Source organism: Streptomyces lienomycini (assembly GCF_027947595.1).
GTDB lineage: Bacteria > Actinomycetota > Actinomycetes > Streptomycetales > Streptomycetaceae > Streptomyces > Streptomyces lienomycini.
In genome coordinates this window covers 1,406,627-1,423,424 of record NZ_CP116257.1, presented here as the reverse complement: position 1 = coordinate 1,423,424, position 16,798 = coordinate 1,406,627, and the positions used below count along the sequence as shown (strand labels likewise).

The window sequence follows — 16,798 nt, the reverse complement described above, 5'->3', positions numbered from 1 at the left end:
ACGAACCTCCGGTACATCGAAAGATGCAGTGCCGGACCCTTCCCGGGGATCAGGCGGGCGGGGTACGGGCCGTGTTGGATGGTGGCATGGCCGTACGACTCCCCCGCCCGCGCCGCTTCGACGTGTACGCCGCGTCGGCCGGGCTGCTGGGCGGGCTGCTGCTGTGGGGCATCGGCCTCGGCGTACGGCCGGCCGACGAGCCGATCGTGCTGTTCGGCGGCCGCTGGCCGCTGCTGGTCCCGCTCGTCGTCATGGCGGGCTGCGAGCTGCTGCGCCGGGCCGCGCCGCGCACCGGTCTGCTGATCGGCACCGTCGCACTCACCGCGGACACGCTCACCCAGGGCAGCCTGGTCACGGTGATCATGTACACCGACCTGATGTACGCCGCCGTGCTGTACGGTCCGCCCGCCTCGGCCCGCCGCATCCCGTGGATCACCGGGCTGCTCACCGTCGCCTCGACGCTGGTGCCGTTCGCCGTGTGGCGGGTGCCCGAGGCGCTGCTCATCGGTGTGGCCGTCGGAGTGGTGGCGTTCGCGCCCGCCTCCACCGGGCTGATCGTGCGCAGCCACCGCGAGGCCGCCGACGCCGCCCTGCTGCGGGCCGAGCAGACCGCGCTGCTCGCCGAGACGGACCGGGTCCAGGCGGTGACGGCGGAGCGCTCCCGGATGGCCCGCGAGCTGCACGACATGGTCGCCAACCACCTGTCCGCGATCGCCATCCACTCCACGGCCGCGCTCTCCCTGGACGACGCGGCGACCACCCGGCAGGCGCTCGGCGTGATCCGGGAGAACAGCGTGGCGGGACTGGCCGAGATGCGACGCCTCATCGGCATCCTGCGGGACCAGGGTGGGGACACCGAGCCGGCCGCCGCCCCCACCCTCGACGGGCTCGGCGCGCTGGTCGAGGGCGCCCGCGCCAACGGCCTCGACGTCACCCTGGACGCGGCACCCGGCGAGAGCCTGCCCGCGCCGGTCGAGCTGGCCGCGTACCGGATCGTGCAGGAGTCGCTCACCAACGCCCTCAAGCACGCCTCGCCGGGCACCGTCCGGGTGCGGCTCGACCGGCACGAGGGCGCCCTGCGGGTCGAGGTGACCAGCCCGTACGGCGACCGGGACACCCCGCGCGCGCCCGGTTCCGGCGCCGGTCTGGTCGGGATGCGGGAGCGGGCCGCGCTGCTGCACGGCACGTTCGAGGCCGGGGCGGTGGCGGACCCCGGCCCGGCGGGCGGCAAGATCTGGGCCGTGCGCGCAGCGCTGCCCCTGACCGAAGGAGACCTCGCATGATCCGCGTCCTCGTCGCCGAGGACCAGTCCGCCGTCCGCGCGGGGCTGGTGCTGATCCTGGGCAGCGCACCGGACATCGAGGTGGTGGGCGAGGCAGCCGATGGCGAGCAGGCGGTGTCGCTGGCCCGGGAGCTGCGTCCCGACCTGGTGCTGATGGACGTGCAGATGCCGCGCCTGGACGGCGTGTCGGCGACCCGGATCGTGGTCGGCGAGCAGCTCGCCGACGTCCTGGTGCTGACCACCTTCGACCTCGACGAGTACGTGTTCGGGGCGCTGCGGGCGGGGGCCGCCGGGTTCCTGCTGAAGAACACCGACGCCAAGGACCTGCTCACGGCCGTGCGCACGGTGGCCGGCGGCGAGGGCATCGTGGCCCCGGCCGTCACCCGGCGGCTGATCGCCGAGTTCGCCGCGAAGCCGATGCGCGAGCCGACCGCGGACCCGGCGGTGCTGCGGGAGCTGACCCGGCGTGAGCGCGAGGTGCTGTCCTGTCTCGGCGAGGGACTGTCCAACGCGGCGGTCGCCGAGCGTCTCGACATGGCGGAGGCCACGGTGAAGACGCACGTCAGCCGACTGCTGGGGAAGCTGGGGCTGCGCAGCCGGGTCCAAGCGGCGGTGCTGGCACAGGAGTTGGGTATCTAGTTTCCCCTCTTCATCACCGGTTCAACCACCGACCGCCACATTGGTCCAGACCTATTGACCTGTGGTCCAGACCTTTCTATTCTCGCCGCACTGCGGGCATGAGGCTCAGTCATGCCCTCGACAACATCCCCCAAAAGGAGGCGCACATGCGCTTCAGACACAAAGCCGCGGCACTCGCAGCGACCCTGGCGCTTCCCCTCCCCGGCCTGGTCGGCCTCGCGAGCCCGGCCCAGGCCGCCGCGAGCGCGACGGCCACCTTCGAGAAGACCTCGGACTGGGGCACGGGCTTCGGCGGCAAGTGGACGGTGAAGAACACCGGCACCGCCTCCCTCAGCTCCTGGACCGTCGAGTGGGACTTCCCCAGCGGCACCAAGGTCACCTCCGCCTGGGACGCCACCGTCACCAACTCCGCCGACCACTGGACCGCCAAGAACGTCGGCTGGAACGGGACGCTCGCCCCCGGGGCCTCGGTCTCCTTCGGCTTCAACGGCAGCGGACCCGGCTCCCCGTCCAACTGCAAGCTCAACGGCGGCAGCTGCGACGGCACCTCGGTCCCCGGTGACGAGGCCCCCTCCGCGCCCGGCACGCCCACCGCCTCCAACATCACCGACACCTCGGTGAAGCTCTCCTGGTCGGCGGCGACCGACGACAAGGGCGTCAAGAACTACGACGTCCTGCGGGACGGCGCGAAGGTCGCCACCGTCACCGGCACCACCTACACGGACAACGGCCTCACCAAGGGCACCGACTACTCGTACACCGTGAAGGCCCGCGACACCGCCGACCAGACCGGCCCGGTCAGCGGCTCCGTCAAGGTCACCACCACCGGCGGCGGGGACGGCGGCAACCCGAACCCGAACCCCGGTGCCGAGGTCAAGATGGGCTACTTCACCAACTGGGGCGTCTACGGCCGCAACTACCACGTGAAGAACCTGGTCACCTCCGGCTCCGCCGACAAGATCACGCACATCAACTACGCCTTCGGCAACGTCCAGGGCGGCAAGTGCACCATCGGCGACTCCTACGCCGACTACGACAAGGCGTACACCGCCGACCAGTCCGTCGACGGCGTCGCCGACACCTGGGACCAGCCGCTGCGCGGCAACTTCAACCAGCTGCGCAAGCTGAAGGCCAAGTACCCGAACATCAAGATCCTCTACTCCTTCGGCGGCTGGACCTGGTCCGGCGGCTTCCCCGACGCCGTGAAGAACCCGGCCGCGTTCGCGAAGTCCTGCCACGACCTGGTCGAGGACCCGCGCTGGGCCGACGTCTTCGACGGCATCGACCTGGACTGGGAGTACCCGAACGCCTGCGGCCTCAGCTGCGACGAGACCAGCTCCCCGAACGCCTTCAGCAACATGATGAAGGCCATGCGCGCCGAGTTCGGCCAGGACTACCTGATCACCGCGGCCGTCACCGCCGACGGCTCGGACGGCGGCAAGATCGACGCCGCCGACTACGGCGAGGCCTCGAAGTCCATCGACTGGTACAACGTGATGACGTACGACTTCTTCGGCGCCTGGGCGAAGAACGGTCCCACCGCACCGCACTCGCCGCTGAACGCGTACGACGGCATCCCGCAGCAGGGCTTCAACACCGCCGACGCGATGGCGAAGTTCAAGTCCAAGGGCGTGCCGGCCGACAAGCTCCTGATCGGCATCGGCTTCTACGGCCGCGGCTGGACCGGCGTCACCCAGTCCGCGCCCGGCGGCACCGCCACCGGCCCGGCGGCCGGCACCTACGAGGCGGGCATCGAGGACTACAAGGTCCTCAAGAACAGCTGCCCGGCCACCGGCACCATCGCCGGCACCGCCTACGCCCACTGCGGCACCAACTGGTGGTCCTACGACACCCCGGCCACCATCAAGTCCAAGATGGACTGGGCGGAGCAGCAGGGCCTCGGCGGCGCCTTCTTCTGGGAGTTCAGCGGCGACACCGCCAACGGCGAGCTGGTCAGCGCCATCGACAGCGGTCTGAAGTAACAACCACCCCGTAGCCGCATCCGCTCTCCCCTCGGGCTTCGTCCAGGGGGAGAGTGAATGTGGCTACGCCACATTCACTCGCTGTCCGGGCGGGGCTGCTTCCAGCCACGCGAGGAATCCGGTCAGCGCGTCTTCGCTCATCGCCAGTTCGAGCCGTGTGCCCCGGTGGAGGCAGGCCAGGACCACGGCGTCGGAGAGCAGGGCCAGCTCCTCCTCGCCGTCCGGCACCCGGCGGCCGGCCACCTCGATCGCCGAGCGTTCGAGCACCCGGCGCGGGCGGGGGGAGTACGAGAAGACGCGGTACCACTCGACCCGGTCGCCGTTGTAGCGGGCGACGCCGTAGGCCCAGCCCTTGCCGCCGGTGTCGCCCTCCTTGGGGGCGTCCCAGCGCAGGGAGCAGTCGAAGGTGCCGCCCGAACGCTGGATCAGCCGGCGGCGCAGACCGAAGACGAAGAGCCCGATCACCACCAGGGCGACGACAATTCCGCACACAGTCAGAGCGAGGGCCATCGACACCGACCTCCTCGTCTCCTAGGTAACGGAACGGAAAAACCACCCGGATCTGCCTCAGCCGCGGCTGGGTCCGGATGTCTCCGGTCCCAGCCGCGGCTGAGTGACGTCATGGCACGACGCTATCGCACAGTGCTGTGGATCAGCGTCCCGCCGCCGCGCGCAGTCGGACGTCGGCGCGACGCTCGGCGTGGGCGTCGCCCTCCGCCTTCGCGCGCTCGAGCTCCCGCTCCGCGCGCTGGACGTCGATCTCGTCCGACAGCTCGGCGATCTCGGCCAGCAGCGACAGCTTGTCGTCGGCGAACGAGATGAAACCGCCGTGCACGGCGGCGACGACCGTCCCGCCGTCACTCGTACGAATGGTCACCGGGCCCGACTCCAGCACACCGAGCAGCGGCTGGTGACCGGGCATGACGCCGATGTCGCCGGACGTGGTGCGCGCGACGACCAGGGTGGCCTCGCCGGACCAGACCTCTCGGTCGGCCGCGACCAGCGCGACGTGCAGCTCAGCAGCCAAGGTGGCTCCTCGGGTCACCACCCGGCGGGAGAGCCGGGTGTTGGTTACAAGTCTAAGGGGCGTGCCGGAAGGGGCGGGACGCGCCCGCCCCCTCCGGATGGTGAGCCGTGCGGCTCACCGCGAGCCGAGGCTCAGGAGACGCCCAGCTCCTTGGCGTTGCTCTTCAGGTCCTCGATGCCGCCGCACATGAAGAACGCCTGCTCCGGGAAGTGGTCGTACTCGCCGTCGCAGATCGCGTTGAAGGCCGCGATCGACTCGTCCAGCGGGACGTCCGACCCGTCGACGCCGGTGAACTGCTTGGCGACGTGGGTGTTCTGGGACAGGAAGCGCTCCACGCGACGGGCGCGGTGGACGACGAGCTTGTCCTCTTCGCCCAGCTCGTCGATACCGAGGATCGCGATGATGTCCTGCAGGTCCTTGTACTTCTGCAGGATGTTCTTCACGCGCATCGCGGCCTGGTAGTGGTCCGCCGCGATGTACCGCGGGTCGAGGATGCGGGACGTCGAGTCCAGCGGGTCCACGGCCGGGTAGATGCCCTTCTCCGAGATCGGACGGGACAGCACCGTCGTCGCGTCGAGGTGGGCGAAGGTGGTGGCCGGGGCCGGGTCGGTCAGGTCGTCCGCGGGGACGTAGATCGCCTGCATCGAGGTGATCGAGTGACCACGGGTCGAGGTGATGCGCTCCTGGAGGAGACCCATCTCGTCGGCCAGGTTCGGCTGGTAGCCCACCGCGGAGGGCATGCGGCCGAGCAGGGTCGACACCTCGGAGCCCGCCTGGGTGAAGCGGAAGATGTTGTCGATGAAGAACAGCACGTCCTGCTTCTGGACGTCGCGGAAGTACTCGGCCATGGTCAGGCCGGCCAGCGCGACGCGCAGACGGGTGCCCGGCGGCTCGTCCATCTGACCGAAGACCAGCGCGGTCTTGTCGATGACGCCGGACTCGCTCATCTCGTCGATGAGGTCGTTGCCCTCACGGGTGCGCTCACCGACACCGGCGAACACGGAGACACCGTCGTGGTTGTTGGCGACGCGGTAGATCATCTCCTGGATGAGCACCGTCTTGCCGACGCCGGCACCGCCGAACAGGCCGATCTTGCCGCCCTTGACGTACGGGGTCAGCAGGTCGATGACCTTGACGCCGGTCTCGAACATCTCGGTCTTCGACTCGAGCTCGTCGAAGTTCGGGGCCTTGCGGTGGATCGGCCAGCGCTCACCGGTGTACTGCTCGTCGACGTTCAGCACCTCGCCGAGGGTGTTGAACACCTTGCCCTTGGTGAAGTCGCCGACGGGGACGGAGATGGCCGCACCCGTGTCGGTCACCGGGGCCTGGCGGACCAGGCCGTCGGTGGGCTGCATGGAGATGGTGCGGACCAGGCCGTCACCGAGGTGCTGGGCGACCTCGAGGGTCAGCGTCTTGAGCTCACCCTCCTTGGCCGGGTCGGCCACCTCGACGTGCAGCGCGTTGTAGATGTCCGGCATCGCGTCGACGGGGAACTCCACGTCGACGACCGGGCCGATGACCCGGGCGACGCGGCCCGTGGCCGTCGCGGTCTCAACAGTGGTGGTCATTAGTTGTCACTCCCCGCGTTCGCGTCGGCCAGGGCACTGGCGCCACCGACGATCTCGCTGATTTCCTGGGTGATTTCGGCCTGGCGGGCCGCGTTGGCAAGACGGGAGAGCGTGTTGATCAGCTCGCCCGCGTTGTCGGTGGCCGACTTCATCGCGCGCCGCGTGGCGGCGTGCTTGGAGGCGGCCGACTGCAGCAGCGCGTTGTAGATGCGGCTCTCGACGTAGCGCGGCAGCAGGGCGTCGAGGACGTCCTCCGCCGACGGCTCGAAGTCGAACAGCGGAAGGATCTCGTCCTTCGTCGCCGACTCCTCGGCCACCTCGTCGAGGCGCAGCGGAAGCAGCCGGGAATCGACCGCCGTCTGCGTCATCATCGAGACGAACTCGGTGTAGACGATGTGGAGTTCGTCCACGCCGCCCTCGGCCGTGTCCTTCTCGATGGCCTCGATCAGCGGCGCCGCGACCTTCTTGGCGTCCGCGTACGAGGGCTCGTCGGTGAAGCCCGCGAACGACTCCACGACCTTGCGCTCGCGGAAGTTGTAGTGGGCCAGGCCGCGCCGGCCGACGATGTACGTGTCGACCTGCCGGCCCTCACGCTCGAGGCGCACGGTCAGCTGCTCCGCCGCCTTGATGGCGTTGGAGTTGAAGGCGCCGGCCAGGCCGCGGTCGCTCGTGAGGAGCAGGACCGCGGCACGGGTCGGGTTGTCCGCCTCCGTGGTGAGCGGGTGCTTCGTGTTCGACCCGGTCCCGACCGCCGTGACCGCGCGGGTGAGCTCCTGCGCGTACGGCGTGGAGGCCGCCACCTTGCGCTGCGCCTTGACGACGCGCGAGGCGGCGATCATCTCCATCGCCTTGGTGATCTTCTTGGTCGCGGTGACGGATCGGATGCGACGCTTGTAGACCCGGAGCTGGGCTCCCATGAGTCAGGTCCCTTCCTTACGTCACTTGGCGGCGGACGGGGCGTCCTCGCCGAGCAGCTTGCCGTCCGAGGTCTCGAACTGCTTCTTGAACGACGCGATGGCCTCGGCGACGGCCTGCAGGGTGTCGTCGGACATCTTGCCGCCCTCCCGGATGGAGGTCATGAGGCCCTGCTCCTGGCGGTGCAGGTACTCGAGCAGCTCCTTCTCGAAGCGGCGGATGTCGGCGACGGGCACCTCGTCCATCTTGCCGGTGGTGCCGGCCCAGACGGAGACGACCTGGTCCTCGGTCGACATCGGCTGGTACTGGTTCTGCTTCAGCAGCTCGACCATGCGCTGACCGCGCTCCAGCTGCGACTTCGACGCGGCGTCCAGGTCGGAACCGAAGGCGGCGAACGCCTCCAGCTCACGGAACTGGGCGAGGTCCACGCGCAGTCGGCCGGAAACCTGCTTCATGGCCTTGTGCTGGGCGGAGCCACCGACGCGGGAGACCGAGATACCGACGTTCAGGGCCGGACGCTGACCGGCGTTGAACAGGTCGGACTCCAGGAAGCACTGGCCGTCGGTGATGGAGATGACGTTGGTCGGGATGAACGCCGACACGTCGTTGGCCTTCGTCTCGACGATCGGCAGACCCGTCATCGAGCCGGCGCCCTCGGCGTCGGAGAGCTTCGCGCAGCGCTCCAGCAGACGGGAGTGCAGGTAGAAGACGTCACCCGGGTAGGCCTCACGGCCCGGCGGGCGGCGCAGCAGCAGCGACACGGCGCGGTAGGCGTCGGCCTGCTTCGACAGGTCGTCGAAGATGATCAGGACGTGCTTGCCCTCGTACATCCACTGCTGGCCGATGGCCGAGCCGGTGTACGGCGCCAGGTACTTGTAGCCGGCCGGGTCGGACGCCGGGGCGGCCACGATGGTCGTGTACTCCAGCGCGCCGTTCTCCTCCAGCGCGCCGCGCACGGACGCGATGGTGGAGCCCTTCTGGCCGATGGCGACGTAGATGCAGCGGACCTGCTTGTTCGGGTCGCCGGTGCGCCAGTTGTCGCGCTGGTTGATGATCGTGTCGACGGCCAGGGCGGTCTTGCCGGTCTGGCGGTCGCCGATGATCAGCTGGCGCTGGCCGCGGCCGATCGGGGTCATGGCGTCGACGGCCTTGTAGCCCGTCTCCATCGGCTCGTGCACCGACTTGCGCTGCATGACCGTGGGGGCTTGCAGTTCGAGGGCGCGGCGACCGGACGTCTCGATCTCGCCGAGGCCGTCGATCGGGTTGCCGAGGGGGTCGACCACGCGGCCGAGGTAGCCCTCGCCGACGGCCACGGAGAGGACCTCACCGGTACGCGAGACCGGCTGCCCCTCCTCGATGCCGCTGAACTCACCGAGGACGACGCAACCGATCTCGCGCTCCTCGAGGTTGAGGGCGAGGCCGAGGGTGCCGTCCTCGAACTTCAGCAGTTCGTTGGCCATGGCCGAGGGGAGACCCTCGACCTTCGCGATGCCGTCGCCGGCAAGGGTGACCGTACCGACCTCCTCGCGCGAGGCCGCGTCCGGCTTGTACGACTGGACGAAGTTCTCCAGCGCGTCCCGGATCTCCTCCGGCCGGATCGTGAGCTCCGCCATCTGAGTTCCCTGCTCTCCTTGTTGGGCCCGAAGTTTCACTTGGGGGGTATTCCACGAGTCGGGGACTCCCCCCAAAAAGAGGTGAATCCTCTGCACGGCCCAACCAGGGCCGTCGTAAGTACGTGCAACTTGCTGTGCTGTTGTCGCGCGGGGCGTCAGCTCGCCAGTCGGCGGCCGGCGTCCTCCAGACGGTCCGCGATGGAGCCGTTGATGACCTCGTCGCCGACCTGCACCCGGATCCCTCCGACGACCTCGGGGTCCACGTCGAGATTGAGGTGCATCGGGCGGCCGTAGACCTTCGCGAGGGCGGCGCCGAGGCGCTGCTTCTGCGGGTCGCTCAGCGGCACCGCCGAGGTGACGACGGCGACCATCCGGTCGCGCCGGTCGGCGGCGAGCTTGGACAGGGATTCGAGTCCCGACTCCAGGCTACGTCCCCGGGGCGCGGTGACGAGACGGGTGACCAGACGCTCGGTGGTCCGGTCCGCCCGGCCGCCGAGCAGGCTGCGCAGCAGCTCGCCCTTGGCCGCGGTGGTGGCGGAGCGGCTGGTGAGCGCGGCGCGCAGCTCGGTGTTCGAGGAGGCGATCCGGCCGAACCGGAACAGCTCGTCCTCCACGTTGTCGAGCCGGCCCGTCTTCTGGGCGGCGGTGAGGTCGGCGGTGTTCGCCAGCTCCTCCAGCGCGTCCACCAGGTCGCGGGACTGCGACCAGCGGGAGCGCACCATGCCGGCCACCACGTCGACGGCGGTGCCGCTGACCTGGGTGCCGAGGAGGCGCTGGGCGAGTTCGGCCTTGGCCTCGCCGGACTGCGCCGGGTCGGTCAGGACCCGACGCAGCGACACCTCGCGGTGGAGCAGCGCGGTGACGGCGGCCAGCTCGTCGGCGAGCGAGCCGGCGTCCACGGACGTGGAGTCCGTCAGCGCGTCGAGACGCTCACGTGCGGCGGCAAGAGCCTCGCGGCTCGCTCCGTGCATGCCACTCATCGGGCCGCCTCGGCCGTCGTCGCCTTGTCGTCCAGCTCGTCCAGGAACCGGTCGATCACACGGCTCTGGCGGGCGTGGTCCTCGAGGGACTCGCCGACCAGCTTGCCGGCCAGCTCGGTGGCCAGCTTGCCGACGTCCTGGCGCAGCGCGGACGCGGCGGCCTTGCGGTCGGCCTGGATCTGGGCGTGACCGGCGGCGATGATCTCCTCACGCTGCCGCTGGCCTTCCGCGCGCATCTCGGCGATGAGCGTGGCGCCCTGCTCCTGCGCCTCCTGGCGCAGTCGCGCGGCCTCGTGCCGGGCCTCGGCGAGCTGCGCCTTGTACTGCTCGAGGACGCTCTGGGCCTCGGTCTGCGCGGCCTCGGCCTTCTCGATACCGCCCTCGATGGCCTCGCGGCGCTCTTCCAGAACCTTGTTGATGTTCGGGAGGAGCTTCTTGGCGAGGAAGCCGAAGACGATGACGAAGGCGATCAGGCCGATGACGAGCTCCGGCCACGGCGGGATGAGGGGGTTCTCCTTCTCACCCTCAGCCGCCAGGAAAACCAGGGCGGAAGTCACATCAATGCCTTTCGTCGAAAGGGTCGGTCGTCGGTCTTCGTCTTAGTAGACGAAGGGCATGACGAGACCGATGAGGGCGAGCGCCTCACAGAAGGCGAAGCCGAGGATCTGGTTGGCGCGGATCAGGCCGGCCGCCTCGGGCTGGCGGGCGAGGGCCTGGGTGCCGTTACCGAAGATGATGCCGACGCCGACGCCGGGGCCAATGGCGGCCAGGCCGTACCCGACGGAGCTGAGCGAACCATCAACGGCAGCAAGGGTCTGGGACATGCCGGTTCTTCCTTTTCTTTACGGACCGGTGGGGGTTGGCCACCGGACGGCTGGGATGTGAGGCCGGGCGGGGACTCAGTGGTTCTCGGCGAGCGCGCCCTGGATGTAGGTGCAGGTCAGCAGCACGAACACGTACGCCTGCACGGCCTGGATGAAGAGCTCGAAGGCCGTCATGATGAGCGTCATCACGAACGAGACGCCCGCGTAGGCGAATCCGATGCCGTTCAGCAGGTACCAGCTGGCGATCGTGAAGAGCAGCAGCAGCGTGTGGCCGGCGAACATGTTGGCGAAGAGCCGGACGGCGTGCGTGAAGGGGCGGACCAGCAGGTTCGAGAAGAACTCGATGGTCATCGACAGCGGCAGCACCGCGCCGAGGGACTTGTCGTAGCCGGTGACGTTCTTGAAGAAACCGACGAAGCCGTGGCGCTTGAAGGTGAGCGACACCCACACGACGTAGACGATCAGGGCCAGGACCATCGGGTAGGCGATGATCGAGGTCACCGGGAACTGGGCGACCGGGATGATCGACCAGAGGTTCATCATCCAGACGAAGAAGAAGAGCGTCACGACGAGCGGGACGTACTTCTCGCCTTCCTTCTTGCCGATCGTCTCGTAGACCACGCCGCGGCGGATGAAGTCGTAGCCGGACTCGGCGACCATCTGGAGCTTGCCGGGGACGACCTTCGGCTTGTTGAAGGCGGCCCAGAAGAAGCCCACGATGATGAACGAGCCGAGCAGCGCCAGCAGCATCGGCTTGTTGAAGTACATGCCGTTGCCGTCTGCGTTGCCCCAGAGCGGCTCGAAGAGGAACGAGTGCAGGCCGGGAGCCGGGAAGCCACATCCGTCGAAAATGTGGCAGTCGGTCTCGAAGGCGAGCACCTGCGTCGGGTCAGCACTCACCGCGGGCTCCTTCATCGTGGCGCATGGGTACGGCAACCTCGTTGTGTCGGCGCGGCGCGGGGCCGCAGTTCGGCACGGGACTGGTGTTACGGATGTGGGGGCGGCTGTGGGGCATCTTGCCTCGCGCTCGTGCAGGCGTCAGCTTGGATGCCCGCGCCCGCGATGCCGCAGTTGGCACCGGACGATAGCAGGACTTCACATGCCTCTTTATCCCGGCCCTACCCCTCACGACGAGTGGCCCGTCCTTTCGGACTTCTCACTCGACGACTCGGGCTCGACATAGAGGATCTTGGCCTTCATGTGCGCGCGCGTCTGCGTGGCGATCCACGCGAGCGTGACGACGACCAGAGTGATCGCGAAGGACCGGGGGTTGAACAACGTCGTGTTCTTGAAGGCGGCGAGAAAGACGAACAGCAGCAGGATCTGTGCCGCGTAGAGCATCAGGCCCATCGCCTGGAAGAGGTGCGGAAGCGATTTGGCGGTGCGCTGCAGGACGTAGAGGCCGATTCCCATGAAGAGCATCGCCACCACGGTCGCGACGACGGCTCCGACCGCGCCCTTGCCGCCGGCCACCACTGCGCTGACGACGGCGGCAACAGCGCCGACGGCAGCCGTGGGCACGGCAGCCTGAAGCAGGATCCGGACGTCATTGGACGGCATGGCGGCAACTCCGCTTTCAACACACAGGGGGCAGGTGTCGTCATGGACGAGCGTAGACCCGGGCCGGACGGTGTCCTCACGTTCAAGAGACCGTCGCACTACGGTCCTTGGGCTCTACCCGGGGATACTCGTGAACCGTATCACAAACTATTTGATGAGGTCTTTACCTGTGGGTGTGCTTGCTGTCACACATGAGAGTGACGCCGCGCGTCTGTGCAATTACTGCACCCACTTGTCTGGTAATGGGGTATTTCGTTCCCCCACGAGTTGGCAATGCTCTAGTCAGATTCTTACCTTGCCCGTGAACGGTGCCCGACCGCGGTGGCCCCGTTGACCCCGGAGACGCCCACCGTCACGGGGACCCGGTCGTCGTCCTCGTCCTCCGCGTCCCCCGCGGGCTCCTCGGCGTCCGCGCCGCCGTCCGCTTCTCCGTCCCCGGCCTCGGCCGCGGCCGCCTTGCGTCGCCGGTAGCGCGGCGGCACGAAGCGCTCGGACCAGCGCGGGGCACGCGGGGTGAAGCGCGGCATCAGGAGCAGGACCAGCCCGATCGCGCTGAGGAAGACCACACCCAGCACGATCCACATGGACGCGGCGTTCACGGAGTAGGCGAGCGCGCCGAAGGCGATCAGCGCCGAGAAGAAGTACATGATCAGCACCGCGCGGCTGTGCGAGTGGCCGATCTCCAGCAGCCGGTGGTGCAGGTGCCCCCGGTCCGCGGCGAACGGCGACTGGCCCTTCCAGGTGCGCCGGACGATCGCCAGGATCAGGTCGGCGGCCGGGATGGCGATGATGGTCAGCGGCATCACCAGCGGGATGTAGACCGGCACCATCTGGTGCACCGAGTTGCGCTCGGACCCGGAGAACAGGTTCATCAGGTCGGGGTCGACCTGCCCCGTGACCGAGATCGCGCCGGCCGCCAGCACCAAGCCGATGAGCATCGAGCCGGAGTCGCCCATGAAGATCCTGGCGGGGTGCATGTTGTGCGGCAGGAAGCCCAGGCACATGCCCATCAGGATGGCCGCGAACAGCGAGGCGGGCGCCGCGGCCTCGATGCCGTACGAGTACCAGATCCGGTAGGCGTACATGAAGAACGCCGCCGCCGCGATGCACACCATGCCCGCCGCGAGGCCGTCGAGGCCGTCCACGAAGTTGACCGCGTTGATGGTGATGACGACCAGCGCCACCGTCAGCAGCGTGCCCTGCCACTGGGTGAGCGCCACGGTGCCGACGCCGGGCAGCGGGATCCACAGGATGGTCAGACCCTGCACCACCATCACACCGGCGGCGATCATCTGCCCGCCCAGCTTGATCAGGGCGTCGATCTCGAACTTGTCGTCCAGGACGCCGATCAGCCAGATCAGGGCCGCCCCGGACAGCAGGGCCCGCGGTTCGTTGCTCTTCTCGAAGACCTCACTGAGGTTGGTGAGGTGGTCGGCGACCAGCAGGCCGGCGCACAGTCCGAAGAACATCGCGATCCCGCCGAGCCGCGGAGTGGGTTCCCGGTGCACGTCACGTGCCCGGATCTCCGGCATCGCCCCCGCCACGATCGCGAACTTCCGTACCGGCCCTGTCAGCAGATACGTCACCGCGGCCGTGACGCAGAGCGTCAGCAGGTATTCACGCACGGGCTTCCCCACAGGTCTCGCTTGCCGTCCTCAGCCCCACACCCTAGCGATGCGCGCATATGGTTGAGGACTTCCGGGTAACCACGATGGTTGCACGTGTGGCTGTGCACGCGTGTGCGCCTACCCCGCCTCAGTCCGGATACGGGGGGAATTGCGCGACCAGATCCCGTACGTCGTCCCGTGCCCGGGCGGCGTCCGTCTCACCCCTGAGCACCGCCCCGAGCAGCGTGGCCACCGCCCGCATCTCCCGCTCCCCCATGCCCTGCGTGGTGACGGCCGCCGTGCCCAGGCGCAGCCCGCGGGCGTCCGCGTGCGGCAGCGCGCAGCAGTCCAGGACGACTCCGCCGGCCGCGAGCAGGCCGCGTGCGGTCCGCCCGTCGACGCCGAGCGGGGCGGGGTCGACGGTGAGCAGGTGGGTGTCGGTGCCGCCGGTGGTGACGGCCAGGCCCTCGGCGGCCAGATGGGCGGCGAGGGCGCGGGCGTTGGCGACGACCTGGTGGGCGTAGGCGGCGAAGGCCGGGGTCGACGCCTGGCCGAAGGCGACGGCCTTGGCGGCGATGGTGTGCATCTGCGCGCCGCCCTGGGTGAAGGGGAAGACGGCCCGGTCCACCCGCTCGGCCAGCTCGCTCCCGCACAGCACCATGCCGCCGCGCGGCCCGCGCAGCACCTTGTGCGTGGTGGCGCAGACGATGTCCGCGTACGGCACCGGGCTGGGCGCCGCTCCCCCCGCGACCAGCCCGATCGGGTGGGCGGCGTCCGCGATGAGGTAGGCGCCCACCTCGTCGGCGACCTCGCGGAAGAAGGCGTGGTCGATGTGGCGGGGGTAGGCGATCGAGCCGCACACGATCGCCTTGGGGCGGCGGGCGCGGGCCAGGGCGCGCACCTGGTCGTAGTCGATCAGCCCGGTCTCCGCGTCCACGCCGTAGCCGACGAAGTCGAACCAGCGGCCGGAGAAGTTCGCGGGCGAGCCGTGGGTGAGGTGCCCGCCGTGGGGCAGGCCGAGGGCGAGGACGGTGTCGCCGGGGCGCAGCAGGGCGGCGTAGGCGGCCAGTACGGCGGAGGATCCGGAGTGGGGCTGCACGTTGGCGTGCTCGGCGCCGAAGAGGTCCCGGGCCCGCTCGACGGCGAGCCGTTCGGCGACGTCGACGATCTCGCAGCCGCCGTGGTGCCGGGCGCCCGGGTAGCCCTCGGCGTACTTGTTGGCCAGCGGGGAGCCGAGCGCGGCCAGCACGGCGGGGGACGTGAAGTTCTCGGCGGCGATCAGCTGCAGGGTCGTCGACTGCCGGCGGCGTTCGGCGAACAGGATCTCGGCGAGCCGGGGATCCTGGCGGCCCAGGTCCCCGAGCATGCTGTCATCGGCCTGGGGGACGTCGTGGGTGACCGACATGGTGGGCTCCGGGCGTGCGTCGACGGTGACGTACGACCAATGTAGGCCCGGTGGGCCCGCCCCGCCTCACGCCCGCGCGGGGACCCCCGTCAGCGCCGTCACCACCGGGTCGAGCGCCTGGTGTATCTCGTCCCCGACGGACCGGAAGAACGGCAGCGGCGCACCGTACGGGTCGTACACCTCGTCCGCCTCCACCGTGGGCGCCAGCAGCCATCCGCGCAGCGCCGCGGCCGCGCGGACCAGGGCGCGCGCCCGGGTCACCACGCCGTCCTCCAGGGGCGGCAGCGTGGCCGGGTCGATGGCGTTCACCAGGCGGGTGAACTCCTTGAGGGTGAAGGTGCGCAGGCCCGCCGAGTGGCCCATGGAGATGACCTGGGCCCGGTGGTCCCGGGTCGCGGTGAGCACCAGGTCGGCGCGGATCACGTGTTCGTCGAGCAGCTCGCGCCCGGTGAACCCGGCGGCGTCCGCGCCGAAGTCCGCGAGGACCGTCTCGGCGTTCGCCTCCATGGGGGCGCCCTCGTGGCCCCAGGTGCCGGCGCTCTCCACGATCAGGCCGCCGCCCAGGACGCCGAGCCGCTCCTTCACGGCGTGCCGGGTCAGCCGCTCGGTGATGGGCGAGCGGCAGACGTTGCCGGTGCTGACGTGGAGGATGCGGAAGCTGTCGCGCGGGAGTCCGACGAAGGTCGTCGTGATCTCCGCGGCGCGTTCCCCGTTGCCTATGCCACGCCCCGTCTCAGGGGCCGTCAATTCGCCACCTCGAGGTCGGGTACCACCTTGCGCAGCTCCTCCGCCGACAACGCGCCCGCGCGCAGCAGCACGGGCACCTCGCGGGTGACGTCGACGATGGACGAGGGGACGATGCCGGGGGTGGGGCCGCCGTCGAGGTAGACGGAGACGGAGTCGCCGAGCATCTGCTGGGCGGCGTCGCAGTCCTCGGGGGCGGGGTGGCCGGTCAGGTTGGCGGAGGACACGGCCATCGGGCCGACCTCGGTGAGCAGCTCGATGGCGACCGGGTGCAGCGGCATCCGCACGGCCACCGTGCCGCGGGTCTCGCCGAGGTCCCACTGCAGCGACGGCTGGTGCTTGGCGACCAGCGTCAGCGCGCCCGGCCAGAAGGCGTCGACCAGCTCCCAGGCCATCTCGGAGAAGTCCGTGACCAGGCCGTGCAGGGTGTTGGGCGAGCCGATGAGGACGGGCGAGGGCATGGTGCGGCCCCGCCCCTTGGCCTCGAGCAGGTCGCCGACGGCGTCCGGGGTGAAGGCGTCGGCGCCGATGCCGTACACGGTGTCCGTCGGCAGCACCACCAGTTCGCCACGGCGGACGGCGGACGCGGCCTCGCGCAGACCGGTCACTCGGTCGGTCGCGTCGTTGGTGTCGTATCGCCGTGCCATTTAGC

At 69.7% G+C, this 16,798-nt stretch carries 17 protein-coding genes; 3 read left to right on the top strand and 14 right to left on the bottom strand.

Annotated elements, in window-relative coordinates:
* Window positions 1-86 precede the first annotated feature (86 nt).
* From BJ961_RS06750 to BJ961_RS06740, 3 genes are all read left to right on the top strand, one after another.
* Window positions 87-1,283, top strand: coding sequence for a sensor histidine kinase (locus tag BJ961_RS06750; RefSeq protein WP_271320399.1), 1,197 nt, complete (start codon window positions 87-89; stop codon window positions 1,281-1,283).
* Window positions 1,280-1,921, top strand: coding sequence for a response regulator (locus BJ961_RS06745; RefSeq protein WP_271320398.1), 642 nt, complete (start codon window positions 1,280-1,282; stop codon window positions 1,919-1,921). Before BJ961_RS06750 ends, BJ961_RS06745 begins: the two co-directional genes overlap by 4 nt.
* 146 nt (window positions 1,922-2,067) lie before the next feature.
* A complete protein-coding gene (locus BJ961_RS06740) occupies window positions 2,068-3,903 on the top strand; it encodes a glycoside hydrolase family 18 chitinase (protein WP_271320397.1) in 1,836 nt (611 codons plus the stop codon).
* 63 nt (window positions 3,904-3,966) lie between these two features.
* Here the strand turns inward: BJ961_RS06740 and BJ961_RS06735 are convergent, their stop codons facing one another.
* The 14 genes from BJ961_RS06735 to BJ961_RS06670 form a co-directional block, all read right to left on the bottom strand.
* On the bottom strand, window positions 3,967-4,413 hold the full coding sequence (locus tag BJ961_RS06735) for a DUF2550 domain-containing protein (protein ID WP_007387649.1): 447 nt from the start codon (window positions 4,411-4,413) through the stop codon (window positions 3,967-3,969).
* 142 nt (window positions 4,414-4,555) lie between these two features.
* The gene (locus tag BJ961_RS06730; RefSeq protein WP_271320396.1) at window positions 4,556-4,930 is read right to left on the bottom strand and encodes a F0F1 ATP synthase subunit epsilon; all 375 of its coding nucleotides are present in this window, start codon (window positions 4,928-4,930) and stop codon (window positions 4,556-4,558) included.
* A gap of 131 nt (window positions 4,931-5,061) precedes the next feature.
* Window positions 5,062-6,498, bottom strand: coding sequence for a F0F1 ATP synthase subunit beta (gene atpD / locus BJ961_RS06725; protein WP_271320395.1), 1,437 nt, complete (start codon window positions 6,496-6,498; stop codon window positions 5,062-5,064).
* Window positions 6,498-7,415 carry a F0F1 ATP synthase subunit gamma gene (locus tag BJ961_RS06720; protein WP_271320394.1) on the bottom strand — a complete coding sequence of 306 codons (918 nt, stop codon included), beginning with the start codon at window positions 7,413-7,415 and terminating at the stop codon, window positions 6,498-6,500. Before BJ961_RS06720 ends, atpD begins: the two co-directional genes overlap by 1 nt.
* Window positions 7,416-7,436: 21 nt before the next feature.
* Window positions 7,437-9,026, bottom strand: a complete 1,590-nt coding sequence (gene atpA, locus BJ961_RS06715) for a F0F1 ATP synthase subunit alpha (RefSeq protein WP_271320393.1) — start codon at window positions 9,024-9,026, stop codon at window positions 7,437-7,439.
* 155 nt (window positions 9,027-9,181) lie between these two features.
* Entirely contained in the window at window positions 9,182-9,997 is an 816-nt protein-coding gene (locus tag BJ961_RS06710; protein WP_271320392.1) for a F0F1 ATP synthase subunit delta, read from the bottom strand.
* Between the two features lie 5 nt (window positions 9,998-10,002).
* Window positions 10,003-10,563, bottom strand: coding sequence for a F0F1 ATP synthase subunit B (locus BJ961_RS06705; RefSeq protein WP_271320391.1), 561 nt, complete (start codon window positions 10,561-10,563; stop codon window positions 10,003-10,005).
* Between the two features lie 42 nt (window positions 10,564-10,605).
* Window positions 10,606-10,830: an ATP synthase F0 subunit C gene (gene atpE, locus BJ961_RS06700; RefSeq protein WP_007387656.1), complete on the bottom strand. Its 225-nt coding sequence runs from the start codon at window positions 10,828-10,830 to the stop codon at window positions 10,606-10,608.
* A 75-nt stretch (window positions 10,831-10,905) separates the two neighbouring features.
* The gene (atpB, locus tag BJ961_RS06695) at window positions 10,906-11,745 is read right to left on the bottom strand and encodes a F0F1 ATP synthase subunit A (protein WP_271320390.1); all 840 of its coding nucleotides are present in this window, start codon (window positions 11,743-11,745) and stop codon (window positions 10,906-10,908) included.
* A 210-nt stretch (window positions 11,746-11,955) separates the two neighbouring features.
* A complete protein-coding gene (locus tag BJ961_RS06690; protein WP_271320389.1) occupies window positions 11,956-12,390 on the bottom strand; it encodes a hypothetical protein in 435 nt (144 codons plus the stop codon).
* Window positions 12,391-12,680: 290 nt separating this feature from the next.
* Window positions 12,681-14,015, bottom strand: a complete 1,335-nt coding sequence (locus BJ961_RS06685; RefSeq protein WP_271320388.1) for an MraY family glycosyltransferase — start codon at window positions 14,013-14,015, stop codon at window positions 12,681-12,683.
* Window positions 14,016-14,145: 130 nt separating this feature from the next.
* A complete protein-coding gene (locus BJ961_RS06680; RefSeq protein ID WP_271320387.1) occupies window positions 14,146-15,402 on the bottom strand; it encodes a serine hydroxymethyltransferase in 1,257 nt (418 codons plus the stop codon).
* A 66-nt stretch (window positions 15,403-15,468) separates the two neighbouring features.
* Complete coding sequence (locus tag BJ961_RS06675) at window positions 15,469-16,149, bottom strand: arsenate reductase/protein-tyrosine-phosphatase family protein (RefSeq protein ID WP_271320386.1); 681 nt, start codon at window positions 16,147-16,149, stop codon at window positions 15,469-15,471.
* Window positions 16,146-16,793: an L-threonylcarbamoyladenylate synthase gene (locus tag BJ961_RS06670; protein WP_271320385.1), complete on the bottom strand. Its 648-nt coding sequence runs from the start codon at window positions 16,791-16,793 to the stop codon at window positions 16,146-16,148. The genes BJ961_RS06675 and BJ961_RS06670 overlap by 4 nt, the downstream gene beginning before the upstream one ends.
* Between the last annotated feature and the right edge of the window lie 5 nt (window positions 16,794-16,798).

Coding starts and splice junctions, on each gene's coding strand:
- BJ961_RS06750 (WP_271320399.1), top strand. CDS start 87: ATGGCCGTACGACTCCCCCGCCCGCGCCGCTTCGACGTGTACGCCGCG.
- BJ961_RS06745 (WP_271320398.1), top strand. CDS start 1,280: ATGATCCGCGTCCTCGTCGCCGAGGACCAGTCCGCCGTCCGCGCGGGG.
- BJ961_RS06740 (WP_271320397.1), top strand. CDS start 2,068: ATGCGCTTCAGACACAAAGCCGCGGCACTCGCAGCGACCCTGGCGCTT.
- BJ961_RS06735 (WP_007387649.1), bottom strand. CDS start 4,413: ATGGCCCTCGCTCTGACTGTGTGCGGAATTGTCGTCGCCCTGGTGGTG.
- atpD (WP_271320395.1), bottom strand. CDS start 6,498: ATGACCACCACTGTTGAGACCGCGACGGCCACGGGCCGCGTCGCCCGG.
- BJ961_RS06720 (WP_271320394.1), bottom strand. CDS start 7,415: ATGGGAGCCCAGCTCCGGGTCTACAAGCGTCGCATCCGATCCGTCACC.
- atpA (WP_271320393.1), bottom strand. CDS start 9,026: ATGGCGGAGCTCACGATCCGGCCGGAGGAGATCCGGGACGCGCTGGAG.
- BJ961_RS06710 (WP_271320392.1), bottom strand. CDS start 9,997: ATGCACGGAGCGAGCCGCGAGGCTCTTGCCGCCGCACGTGAGCGTCTC.
- atpE (WP_007387656.1), bottom strand. CDS start 10,830: ATGTCCCAGACCCTTGCTGCCGTTGATGGTTCGCTCAGCTCCGTCGGG.
- atpB (WP_271320390.1), bottom strand. CDS start 11,745: ATGAAGGAGCCCGCGGTGAGTGCTGACCCGACGCAGGTGCTCGCCTTC.
- BJ961_RS06690 (WP_271320389.1), bottom strand. CDS start 12,390: ATGCCGTCCAATGACGTCCGGATCCTGCTTCAGGCTGCCGTGCCCACG.
- BJ961_RS06680 (WP_271320387.1), bottom strand. CDS start 15,402: ATGTCGGTCACCCACGACGTCCCCCAGGCCGATGACAGCATGCTCGGG.
- BJ961_RS06670 (WP_271320385.1), bottom strand. CDS start 16,793: ATGGCACGGCGATACGACACCAACGACGCGACCGACCGAGTGACCGGT.